Origin of the sequence: Gillisia xinjiangensis, assembly GCF_046298265.1 — a bacterium.
Taxonomy (GTDB): domain Bacteria; phylum Bacteroidota; class Bacteroidia; order Flavobacteriales; family Flavobacteriaceae; genus Gillisia; species Gillisia xinjiangensis.
Window position 1 is genome coordinate 275,489 of sequence record NZ_JBKAHK010000004.1, and the last position, 12,640, is coordinate 288,128.

Genomic DNA, 12,640 nt, shown 5'->3' on the forward strand with positions numbered 1-12,640 from the left:
GAAATTTTCAATTAGATATTATCCAACCGCCAATTTTCTACTTTCTTTTAAAAGGTAGGAAGGTATAGGTTCATCCAATTTCCATTCTACGCTCATTGGCCTTGCTCCTTTAGTTTTTACAAATTCTGTCTCTCCTAGAAAAATATAGGACATAGTAAATCCATATTCGTCAACGTTTTGCTCCCTTACGAAAAGTATAATTTTTTTTCCAATTTCTTTATGTCGAATGTAAGAGTCACCTTTTGGCGAATGGGGTGAGATGCTGTTTTGAGACTGCCAATGGAAAAGGGTTTTATTAACCGCATAATCTTCATACATCGTAGTCGGAGAATATTCTTTTTCGGTCTTTTTAAGTGTGACAAATAAAGCTTCAACATTTAATGTTTTTTGCATAGCAGAACCTTCACGATTTGATGATTTCTCACTGAAAGTACTCATTCCTATTGCTGCAAGAATTTCTTCCCGGTTGTATCTGCTGTGTAGTTTTAAAGGAAAAGGGAAACCTAAATCTATATTTTTTTCGACAAACTCTATTTTTTCAATTTGATGTTCAATATACTCTTGCATTTCTTGGAGCATAATTTTGTTTTTCCGAAGGGAATTGATACTCTCTCTAACATCTGAAAAACCTAAATCTGCCCATTTTTTTTTCCATACGTCATAATGGAACATTAGAAGCATAACCTCTTCTTGCTTATTCAATAATTCAAGGTTTGTATTTTCAGAAATTACGTTTTGAATAAATTTCAGATAGTAAATAGAGTTGCTTTGAATAAGTTTCCTTTGCATACAAGCAGTCAATTCCTTTTCCTGTGGCTCCTTGAAATCAGGAATAGCCCCTGCATCTGCACATAACCTTTTCCAGCTTCCTTTCTTATATACTTGTCGAATATCCAGATGATGAAATTCTAAAAAATTGTGCAAAGTGAGCGGGAGTGTTGAGTGGTGTTTGAAACTTTGAATCTTCTTAAGAAGTTGAGGTCTTCTAAATTCTGTGGCTGCCCTAATATTCCGTAGGATTACTTCTTTTGCCTTTTTCTCTAAGACTATTGAACATCCTAGTGGTAAATGAGGAAATTCATCCTCGATTTCTTTGATTATTGAGGTGTGAGTTTTGCCAACAAGCGCCCTGAATTTATGCTCAAAATCGTAATCTGGATGAGCATTACCAACAAAATCAAGAACTGTCAAACAATCCTTGTTTTCAGCAAGACGGAGCCCTCTACCTAATTGCTGTAAAAATATAGTCAGACTTTCTGTTGGCCTTAAAAAAAGAACAGTGTCAATATTTGGAATATCAACACCCTCATTGAATATGTCAACGACGAAGAGATAATTGATTTCTTTTTTAAGAAGTTGATTTCTAACGATATCCCTGGAGGAGCTGTTGCTACTAACTAAATAATTGGCTTTCAAACCTGCAAGTGTGAATTTTTCAGCCATATACTTGGCGTGCTCCTGACTTACACAAAAACCCAGGGCTTGAACATCATTTATATCAGTTAAATAGTCTTCACAGTTCCTAATAATATCTGAAACACGGCGATCATTCTCGGTGTATAGTTTGGTAAGTTCTTTAATTTCATATTTTCCTCGCCATTGTACATTGGACAAGTCAATAGTATCAGAAAGTGCAAAATATTGAAAAGGACTAAGTAGTTTTCTATTTAAGGCTTCAGGAAGTCTAATCTCCGCTGCAATTTTATTATGAAAATCTTCAGCTATATCGCCACCATCCATTCTTTCAGGAGTTGCTGTTAAACCAAGTAGAATTTGCGGTTCAAATCTTTTGAGTATTGGGCGATAACTGTTTGCCTTGATATGATGAACCTCATCAACTATGATATAGTCAAAAAAGTTCTCTGCTAAGTCAAGATTATTTAATCTGCTATTTAAGGTTTGAACTGAAGCGAAAAGCTGGTTATATCTTTCCGGTTCATTTCCATCAACCCATAATTCTCCAAAATTGGCATCTTTCAGAACATGTTGAAAAGTTTCCTGGGCTTGGACCAAGATTTCTTTGCGATGGGCTACAAATAAAAAATTCAGATTAGATTTTCCATTTTTAAACCTTTTAAAATCAAATGCTGAGATAACAGTTTTTCCTGTACCAGTAGCGGCAACTAATAAATTTTTATTTCGGTTATGGATTTCTCTTTCGGCTTGTAATTTTGATAAAATCTCTTCCTGATAAGGATATGGTTTCAAATCAAAAAAAGCACTTATTTTTCCTAAGCCAAAATTGCTCTGTCTTTTTAAAGCCTGGCTTAATTTTGTGCGATCCTTTCCATGAAGATAAGGTTCAAATTCTGGATCTTCCCAATAGGTTTCAAAGGTCTTTTGGAATTTGTCAATAATATGGCCGATTTCCTTTGTGGTTACTTTTAGATTCCATTCTAGTCCGTTTGTAAGTGCCGATCGGGAGAGGTTAGATGAGCCAATATATCCCGTATGAAATCCAGAGCTCCTTAGAAATAAATAAGCTTTCGCGTGTAATCTTTCATGTTCAGAATTATAGGAAACCTTTATTTCAGTATTGGGAAGTGAAGAGAGGTATTCTATGGCCTTTACATCTGTTGCTCCCATATAGGAAGTAGTAATAATTTTTAATTTTCTACCACTTTTCGTGAACTCTTCCAGCTCCTTTTTAAAAATTCTAATTCCAGAATATTTTATAAAAGAAACTATCCAGGAAATTTCATCTGAAGAGAGGATTTCTTTTCGAAGTTCGCTTTCTAAAGAAATTCCCACATTATTTCCTGTAAACAATTCACTTTGACTTAAACGAGTATATGGCGTAATTTCCTTTAAACGAGCTTCTAAATTTGAAAACGGAAAATCTAATTTGGAGAAAACAGCTTGTAGAATCCTTCCTTCAATTTCAATTAAATTATTTGAAAGTTCTACATTTTGAAGCTCCTTTACAAGTAGGTTAATAATCTTATTAGATAATTCTATTTGCTTTAAAGGACGATCCTTTTCTTTAATTTCATTTAAAGCGTACTTAATAGTCTCTGCTAAATAAAGACTTAAGTATTGAGAAGCTTCCTGCTTATCTAGAACTGTTTCACTGATGTGAAACTTTTGAGAATCAATATCCTCAAGTTTATTAGAAACTAATTTAGTTATAAGTTGTTCGTAAAGCCCCGTTTCAAAACTCATTTATAATTTTGTATATAATGATTAACAATTGGTACATCTGCCTCTGCCCAATCCAAATCCTGTAGCTTGTGAATTGAGAGCCAGTGAATTTGTGCATGTTCAAGGAGATCAATTTCAAATGTTTGTAGGGAACAACTAAATGGAATTAATTCTAATTTGATATTCGAATATATGTGAAAATTAGAAGGTAACCGTTCTATAAGTTCAATTTCTACTCCTAATTCCTCTTTTATCTCCCTTTTCAGGCAGGCTTCAAGGCTTTCATCGTCTTCCACCTTACCGCCCGGAAATTCCCATTTAAGAGGCAGGTGCATTTTCTCACTGCGCTGCGCGCACAGGATCTTTCCGTTGTTCTCAATGATGGCGCAGGTGACTTTTAGGGTGTTCAAAGTTTCAAAGTTCAATGTTAAAAAATTCAAAGTTCAAGATTGAAAAGCTCAAAGTTTGAAAGTTAAGAAAAAAGAATTTCTCTGTGCCCTTTGTGTAAACCTCTGTGACCTTTGTGGTAAAAAAGTTCAAAGTTAAAAAGTTTAAAGGTTTCAAAGTTTGAAAGTTAAAAAGGGTCAAGAGGTAAAAATTTAACAGCAGAGAACGCAAAGAAAAATCCGCAGAGAGCGCAAAGAAAAAAGAACTAAAAACCAACAGGGAAGAAAATCTCTCCGCGACCTTGGCGGTAAAACAAAAGTTCAAAGTTAAAAAGGCTCAAGAGAATCCAAATATTCTTCTTATTTTCCAATAAAATTCAGATTTGGAAGCGAAGAATGCAAAATATAAGAAATCCACTTTCCGAACCTGGTTACCGCGTATTCTAAAAACTTTAGCAGTCATTATTTTACTTCCCATCGCACTCTTTACCCTTGGCTGGCTGAATAGGGATACCATCATCAATGAGTTGCAGGATTGGTATAGTGAAAACAGTACAGGGACATTCACTGTTGAGAAAGTAAATACCACCTTTTTAAGTGGTTTCCCAAAAGTAGAGTTCATTTTAAAAAATATTACACATACAAGCACAGACACGATTACCGATATAAACCTGACCCTTCATATTGACGAAGCAAAACTGATTGTTGGAGCAGGAAACCTGTTGATAGGAAACATAAAATTTGAAAATATTTCCATTAATAATGCCCGCATCACTTCTGAAGTTATTTCAAAAAGGTCCTTAGAATATCATGAACAACTCCGGCGACTTAAGTCACAAACCCAACAAAAAGGGCTCAATCTACCTGAATGGCTTGCTGAAGATGGCGCTGCCTTCTCTATTTATAACGTGAAATACATCGGTAAAGACAGTATTTCTAACCGATATTTTGATTATAACATCCATGAAATCGAAGGCTTCTATAAAGGAAAAGACCTGCAGCTATCCGGAAGTGCATTTTTTGATGTTACAATTAACAAGCTCGGGTTCAATACAAAAAAAGGAAGTTTTTCAAATGGCGCACGTCTCGTTGGAAAACCAAAATTTATGATAGACATCCAAAATGATCAGATCGAAATCCCTGAATTTCCGCTGCGTATTGACGAACAGAACTTTCGATTGAATGCACAACTCAATCTGTCGGAATTGGATAGCTATCTGTTCAATTTTCAAAATGACAAAACCGACTATAAAGCCGTCAAAGGATTATTGACCGATAGCATAGCGGTCAAAATGGAAAACTTTGACATTCAGAAACCGTTCAAATCCACAGTAAAAATCGCGGGAAACTTCGCTTATGGAAATGATCCGGATATCCTGGCAACCTTTTCGACAAAAAATAATGATCTCATAATTTCAAATAAGTTACATCTTAAAAATGCCTCTTTTGGTGGATGTTTAACGACTGATATTTATGAAACTGATGAAGATCGAAAAGCAAAGAAATCCTCAAAGGATATCAAAATAGCATTTGACAGGATTGAAGCGGATTTAGAGGATGCTAAAGTTCTTATACAGCATGGGTACTACCAAAATACCCGTGATGTTTCCAACTTTGTAGAAGCCACCATCCTGCTGGATGGAAGTAATGAGTCCCTTACGAGAATTATAAAAACTGAAAATTTCGATTTTAAAGGTGGAAGGTTCCGGTTGAATGCTGCCATTGCCGGAGAAATTCCTAATATGTATCATTTTTTGAATATTGCCACTGGTCATTTTAATTTGGAAGGTACCCAGGTCATCCTTAAAAAAAATGGTCTTCAATTGCCCATCCAAAATATCAACCTTGAGCTGGCACCCGAAAATTCATATTTGAAACAGTTGGTTATCAATCTTCCTAATGGGGAAAATCTGGTGCTTTATGGCCAACTCAAAAACTTATCGGGACTTTTATCAAAAGAGCCGGGCTTCCCCACAACGAGCCAGATTTTTCTGGATTCCAAAAACCTCAATGTCAATGAACTAATTGCGACGGCACTACAATTTATCCCAAAATCTGATTTAAACAAGAACAATCGAAAGACGCTGCACGAAACCCTGGATGCGGTTTATACCCAATTCCATCCGCAATTCGGTATCAGGGTGGACACTTTGCAGTATAATGATCATGTTATCCATAACTTGAAATCGGGCATAACTTTATTGAATTCTGAAACTATTTTATTGAGAAATTTTGATTTTAAATACTACGAATCCTCTACAAGCCTTAATGGCAACCTCATCATATATGGACCCGAAAGCAAGTTTAAGGATGCCATTTATATGGATGCCGAAGCTACCTCAAGCGGCTCCATTGCTGTTTTTAAGGAGCTGTTCAATATTGAATTGTTCCACATAGACTCCGGTGAATTTCAGTTTCAGGGAAAAGTGAATGGCAATGTCAAAAGGTTTTCTGAACTTTTGAATAATGCGCGAGGCGATTTGGCCTTAACCAATACCAAACTCTACTATGAACCTGCAGATATGGAGGTGGTTATTGATTCTATCTCACTATTTTTGGATAATTCTGATATTCTTCTGAATAAATTCAGTTTAGAGGTGGATGAACAAACCCCATTGAATTTAACCGGAAGTATCAAACAGTTTCCAAGCTTCTTATTAAACGATGTACAGAATGCTGGCTCTATGGCCCTGAAGATACAAGCGCCCTTCGTAAATGTTGATGATGTGTTGAATACCATAAAATCCTTTGATAATGAAAACGCTGACAAGGAGCTACGGACTAAAAAAGCCATGCACAGTTTGTTTAAGGATATGTATAAGTTCTATCCGGAAATTGAGTTGGACATTGATTCGCTCCAATATGACGGACTAATCACCGAGAACTTAAAAGCTGCGATCTATTTTGAAAACGATTCCATTCTTCGGCTGAACCATCTCGATGTAACCTACAAAGACACCAAAGTCTACATAGAGGGCACTATCAATGCGCACAGCAGCAAAGAAGACTTATCAGGCGGGAATCCTTTTGACCTTGATTTTTTCGTGAAGGTCAAAGGAAAATCAGAAGATTTAAATGATTACTTAAAAACCACCAACTTTATTTTTCAATCGGGTGATTTTGAATTTGTCGGCAACTACAATGCACAATCTGAAGATTTGAATATTATGAATTCAAAGACCTTTGGCGATTTAAAGTTAAGCAACACACGTATTGATTACACGGCGGCAAACCTACAAATTCCGGTAGATAGCCTGCATTTGGAAATAAATGATGATTTGGCTACCCTGAAAAACCTCGACATCAAATTGCCGGGAAAAAGTGCCATCAATTTTTCCGGATCGATCGATCATTTTTCGGAATTTATAAATAATTCCTATGAAAACAGTATTCATAAATCCAATTTCTCTATTCATTCGCCATATCTGAACACTGACGACCTCAAGGAATTTTTAAAGAATGCGACATTAAACAATGAAACGCCAACCCGAAAAGAAACAGATCTGCAGAAATTAAAGGATGCCATGGTCAAGATCAATACATCCTTCTATCCAACTTTAGGCGTTAAGATAGATACCTTAAAGCATAAGGATTTTACTTTGACCGATTTTGGAATGGATCTTTTGTTTGACGATACCGGCAAGTTTAAAATTGAAGACACACAACTCGATTTTCATGGTGGCGCTATCGCCCTAACTATGGAGGTTGACTTAAAAACCAGTGACAACCTGCCTGTGACCATTGATATGAAAGCAACTGACGTTGACATTCACGAGCTGGTAACAGGATTTGATTATTTTAATGATGCTGATTTAAGAGCCACTGACACCATAGAAGGAATGCTTGATTTGCATTTAAAAGCGATTGGAGCTCTTGATAATGATGGCAAAGTGAAGCTGGAGTCTTTAAACGGCACCTTAGAATTACAGTTAAAGGATTTTGAACTTTTCAATTACAAACCCATCATAGAAAACTCGGTAATGATGAAAGATGAGCGTTTTGAGAAGTTGCGATTTAGACCCATCGTTCAGACTTTTGAAATTAGGGATGGTGTACTCCTCATTCCCCAAACGGAAATACAATCCTCTGCCATTCATGTTTTTGTAGAAGGAAAGGTAAAGTTTGATGAGTATATCGATGTTTGGCTATCGCTGCCCTGGAGGAACCTTAAAAGTAAGGATGGTTTGACGCTTCCAGAAAAAACAACCTTTGCAAAGGCAGGTTCAAAATTCTACCTGCAACTTGTACAGGATAAGAACCATGAAAAAGAGCGGAAGCAAAAGTTGAATGTAAAAGTACGGTTGAGCAATCGGCAGTTACAGAAGGAAAAATAGACAAGTTTCAAAGTTGAAAAGTTTAAAAGTTTAAAAGTTTAAAAGTTAGAAAGTTAGAAAGTTCAAAAGTTAAACGCAAATCCACTCGAGTCATTTCGAAATGAGCCTGTCATTGCGATCCCGGGTTTTGGATCGGGAGAAGCAATCTGGCGAATAATTCAAAGTTCAAAGCTAAACGCTAAACGGAAAAGCCATCCCCTGGAGTCATTTCGAAATGAGCCTGTCATTGCGATCCCGATTTTTGGATCGGGAGAAGCAATCTGGCGATTGAGAAATCTCAAATTAGTAAAGCCAAAACTCCCTTAAAACCTTCTACCTTCAAACATGAGATTTCTCGTCGCTTTATTCCGAAAACCTGACAAAAGCCTAATAAAAATCAATGCCTTCAGGCAAACAAATTTCAAGTTTAAACCGCTCGCTCGAAATGACAGTGGTAAAAAAGTTTCAAAGTTCAAAAAGTTAAACGGAAAATACCCATTCTTTGCGGTAAAAGCTGAACCGCAGAGAACTCTAATAAAATAGATAACTAAAAGCATCCAGAGAAAACAAATCTCTCCGTGAACTTTGTGTAAACCTCTGTGACCTTTGTGGTAAAAAAATTTCAAAGTTCAAAAAGTTTCAAAATGCAAAAGTTAGAAAGTTCCCTAATAAACGTATTAGTTTCGATAAAAAAGAGCAACCGAAGAGAGCGGAAAGAAAAGATAAATGAAAACCAATAGGGAAAGAGCATTTCTACGGCCTTATAAGAGATCTTTCTCCATAAAAATAGTTCGTGGCCGGTCTAAGCTAATTTCCTAAGCTTAAATCTTCCTTATTTAATCAGCCATTGCTGCTAAATAACTATTCAATAAAATAATTGAATAGTTATTTATATTTTTATCTTTGCAACTGAAATTCAGCTAAAGATTTGAAGCTATGGAGAAGAGGGAGTTTAAGAATAAAATATATACCGAGCTGGCAAAAGTGACCAAGGCGCTGGGAAATCCCCGCCGAATGGAAATCATTGATCTGTTGGCACAAGGTCCTTTTTCTGTGGAGAAGATCGCAGAACAAACAAGTTTGAGTGTCGCCAACGCCTCGCAACATTTGCAGGTATTAAAAGGGGCGCTCCTGGTAGAGATCAGCAGAAAGGGAAATTTCATTTACTATCATCTTGCCGGTGAGAGCGTATTTCAGGTCTGGAGGGCTTTACGGGAACTTGGGCTTGCCCAAAACGCTGAAGCAGAGAAACTCGTTCATGATTTTTATCATTCCGAAAATCAACTGGAACCCGTAACATTGAAAGAGTTACGTCAGAAAATTACCGGGCAGGATGTTGTCATTCTCGATGTGCGTCCGGGGGAAGAGTATGAACATGGCCACATTAAGGAAGCCATTTCTATTCCCGTGGAAGAGCTTGCCGGCCGAATGGATGAACTTCCCAGAGATTCGGAAATTATCGCCTATTGCCGTGGGCCCTTATGCGTATATGCCGATGAGGCAGTAAGCTTGCTGAGAGAAAAAGGTTTTAAGGCAAAAAGATTAAAAGAAGGATATCCGGATTGGAAAGCGATGGGTTTTCCTGCTGAGATAAGTCATTTAGATAATTCGGAATAAAAAAATAGCAATCATAACTGAATGTTTATCGGTTAAATCAAAAACCCGGGGGAGCCTGCCCGAAACATTCAGGCGGTTTAAACCCTCAATGAGGGAAATCAAGTCCTGGTTCCTGATTCATGTACTTACGCCAAAAGCGCAACGATCTTGACTCTTTACCAGACATTACTCAAAAAATATGCAAAAAGATACGCTGGAACACGGATTAAAGGAAAACTGGAAACAGTTTACCCTGCTGGTAATTGTAAATGCCTTTGTGGGTGGAATGGTAGGTTTGGAACGCAGTATTCTGCCCGAGATTGCCGAAAAGGAATTTGGCATAGCTGCCACCAGCGCAATCCTCTCCTTTATTGTAGTGTTCGGGATCGTGAAGGCCATCTCCAATTATTATGCTGGAGCCCTTGCCAATAAGTTTGGACGAAAGAACCTGCTGGTCCTGGGATGGATCTTTGCAATTCCCATCCCGTTTATCCTGATGTTTGCCGAAAACTGGAACTGGATAATCGCTGCCAATGTCTTGCTGGGGATCAACCAGGGGCTTGCCTGGTCCAGCACCGTGGTTATGAAAATTGATCTTGTTGGCGAAAGACAGCGCGGATTTGCCATGGGCCTTAATGAATTTGCAGGATATCTGGCTGTAGGTCTGGTTGCCTGGTTAACGGGCTGGATAGCCGCCGAGTACGGCCTTAGGCCCTATCCTTTTTATCTGGGCATCATACTGATGGTTCTGGGATTGCTATCCAGTATTTTTCTTATAAAAGATACACGTGGCCATGCTTTGAAAGAGGGAGATACCAGTGATTTTCCCTTGCTGAAAAACATTTTCTGGGACACCACCTGGAAAGATAAGAACCTTGGATCTGTCACCCAGGCGGGGCTTATCAATAATCTGAATGATGGGATGGCCTGGGGTCTTTTTCCAATCCTTCTGGCCACCAGGGGATTTAACCTGGAACAAATAGGGATTGTAGTAGCTGTTTACCCCGGCGTGTGGGGAATTGGACAATTATTCACCGGAAGGATGGCCGATAAGTTCTGCAAAAAAGATATGCTCTTTGTTGGGATGTTCTTACAGGCAGTAGTGCTAATCGCCCTTGTATGGGCAAATACCATGTGGCAATTCGTAGGGTTGATGGCCCTTCTGGGCTGGGGAACTGCGATGGTTTATCCAACCTTCCTGGCCACTATTGCTGAAAACACCCATCCTACCGACAGGGCTAAAAGTATCGGGATTTTCCGGCTTTGGAGGGATATGGGTTATGCAGTGGGAGCCATCCTTACCGGTGTGATTTCAGATCTTATAAGTATAGAAGCTGCTATTGCGATAGTGGGCGCGCTCACCTTCTTTTCTTCCATAGTTATTTATGTAAGAATGAAATGCGGCGAAGGAAGTTCGGTCAGGCTGCTGAGGATCAAAAGTTCAAAGTTAGAAAGTTGAAAAGTTCAAAGTTTCAAAAGTTCAAAGTTTCAAAAGTTAACGCTAAACGGAAAAGCCATCCCCTGGAGTCATTTCGAAATGAGCCTGTCCTTGCGATCCCGATTTTTGGATCGGGAGAAGCAATCTGGCGAATAATTCAAAGTTCAAAAAATCAAAATTCAAAGCTAAACGCTAAGCGGAAAACCCATTCTTTTCGAAAAAAAGAGTAACAACAGAGAACGCACAGCAAAAGAAAATCTCCCCGCGACCTTTGCGTAAACCTCTGCGATCTTGGCGCTAAAATGAATTAATCGTAGATAAAAAATTTAACCGCAGAGAGCGCAAAGAAAAACCCTCAGAACTATTAAGTCCTGAGGGTTTTTAATTAAGTGTGATGCTGAGGGTATTTAAAAATACAATTGAAGGTCTTTAAGAATGCTTCTGTTTTTATTCAATCCTAATTCTCTCATAAAAGATACTTAAAACATTTTCTTCAATTTTTATTATGATTTATCTTAAGGTAAAATTCTGATTATGAATGTTTTTGCTCAATTTAACCAGAAAGAGCGCGAAGAAAACCCGCAGAGAGTGCAAAGAAAAACTCAGTGACTTTTGCTGAATTTCGATTTTTGAAACCAGGAAACATCCGCATGGGAATTTACAGATCAGAATTAACCGGCATTTATAAACTTAAATTAAATAATCATGAAAACAGATCTTTTAATGAATTTTTCCATTGACAGGGAAAATAAAAGAATAAATGTAAAGAGAGAATTTGCAGCACCACTTTCCAAAGTTTGGGCTGCATGGACAGAAAGTCGGATTCTGGACCAATGGTGGGCCCCGAAACCCTGGAAGGCTACCACCAAAACAATGGATTTTAAAGAAGGGGGATTCTGGCTGTATGTAATGGAGGGACCAAGTGGAACAAAACATTGGTCAAGGGCAGATTACAAAGAGATTATCTCCTTAAAAAGTTTTTCAGGCTGGGATGCATTTTGTGACGAAAACGGAACGGTTGACACGGCGTTACCCATATCATTCTGGACCGTTGGATTCAGTGAAAAATCCAATTCAACATTAGTTTCAATAGAAACAAAGTTTGATTTGCTTTCTGATCTTGAAAAATTGCTTGAAATGGGCTTTAAAGAAGGATTTACGGCTGCACTGGAAAATCTTGACGAATTGTTGGGTTCGGGGTGGGAATAAAAAATTCCACTTTAAAAAGAAAGGCTGGCCTTAGATAAAAAAAGCTACGGATGAAACTCTCTGTAAACTTTCGGTAATAAAGAATTAACCACGTTAAAGGAAAAGAATCACCCCAGCCAACACCCACCTCTCCGGTACTTCTTCAAAATAGTAAATGGGCTTGCCATATAGATCTGATCTTCTGAGGATATTCCCGTCGAGGTAGTACAGTTTTTCCCCGTAGCGGTTTTCGGTTTTAATAAAGTTGCCATCGAAAAACAGCAATGCTTCTCCATACCTGTTCTTTACTTTTACCGTTTGATCATCCAGGAAGTACAATGGTTTCCCATAATTGCTCTGCAACTTCAAGGTTTTATTGTCATAAAACAAAACAGGCTTTCCATACCTGTCGTTTGCCTTCAGCGTATTTCCGTCGACAAAGTAAACTTTACTGCCATACCTGTTCTCCAGGTGAACAGACTGTGCCATTCCAGCAACAGAAAGCAGAAGAAAAAAAATGAAGGACAAGAGTTTTAGCAATATCAAAAGCAAAAATTTAAATGTTATACAATATAGAA

General features: G+C 37.8%; 7 protein-coding genes. 4 read left to right on the plus strand and 3 right to left on the minus strand.

What is annotated here, in order from left to right:
• Positions 1 to 18 precede the first annotated feature (18 nt).
• Together ACKGJN_RS08725 and ACKGJN_RS08730 are read right to left on the minus strand one after the other, a co-directional pair.
• Complete coding sequence (locus tag ACKGJN_RS08725; RefSeq protein ID WP_409539101.1) at positions 19 to 3,162, minus strand: DEAD/DEAH box helicase; 3,144 nt, start codon at positions 3,160 to 3,162, stop codon at positions 19 to 21.
• Entirely contained in the window at positions 3,159 to 3,551 is a 393-nt protein-coding gene (locus ACKGJN_RS08730) for a (deoxy)nucleoside triphosphate pyrophosphohydrolase (protein WP_409539102.1), read from the minus strand. Before ACKGJN_RS08730 ends, ACKGJN_RS08725 begins: the two co-directional genes overlap by 4 nt.
• Positions 3,552 to 3,910: 359 nt before the next feature.
• Here ACKGJN_RS08730 and ACKGJN_RS08735 point away from each other — a divergent pair, with 359 nt between their 5' ends.
• The 4 genes from ACKGJN_RS08735 (at position 3,911) to ACKGJN_RS08750 (ending at position 12,083) form a co-directional block, all read left to right on the plus strand.
• The gene (locus tag ACKGJN_RS08735) at positions 3,911 to 7,861 is read left to right on the plus strand and encodes an AsmA family protein (protein WP_409539103.1); all 3,951 of its coding nucleotides are present in this window, start codon (positions 3,911 to 3,913) and stop codon (positions 7,859 to 7,861) included.
• Positions 7,862 to 8,776: 915 nt separating this feature from the next.
• Positions 8,777 to 9,457, plus strand: coding sequence for an ArsR/SmtB family transcription factor (locus tag ACKGJN_RS08740; RefSeq protein WP_409539104.1), 681 nt, complete (start codon positions 8,777 to 8,779; stop codon positions 9,455 to 9,457).
• Between the two features lie 178 nt (positions 9,458 to 9,635).
• Positions 9,636 to 10,895 carry an MFS transporter gene (locus tag ACKGJN_RS08745; RefSeq protein ID WP_409539105.1) on the plus strand — a complete coding sequence of 420 codons (1,260 nt, stop codon included), beginning with the start codon at positions 9,636 to 9,638 and terminating at the stop codon, positions 10,893 to 10,895.
• 684 nt (positions 10,896 to 11,579) lie between these two features.
• Positions 11,580 to 12,083 carry an SRPBCC family protein gene (locus ACKGJN_RS08750; RefSeq protein WP_409539106.1) on the plus strand — a complete coding sequence of 168 codons (504 nt, stop codon included), beginning with the start codon at positions 11,580 to 11,582 and terminating at the stop codon, positions 12,081 to 12,083.
• A 93-nt stretch (positions 12,084 to 12,176) separates the two neighbouring features.
• Here the strand turns inward: ACKGJN_RS08750 and ACKGJN_RS08755 are convergent, their stop codons facing one another.
• Positions 12,177 to 12,608 carry a hypothetical protein gene (locus ACKGJN_RS08755; RefSeq protein WP_409539107.1) on the minus strand — a complete coding sequence of 144 codons (432 nt, stop codon included), beginning with the start codon at positions 12,606 to 12,608 and terminating at the stop codon, positions 12,177 to 12,179.
• Between the last annotated feature and the right edge of the window lie 32 nt (positions 12,609 to 12,640).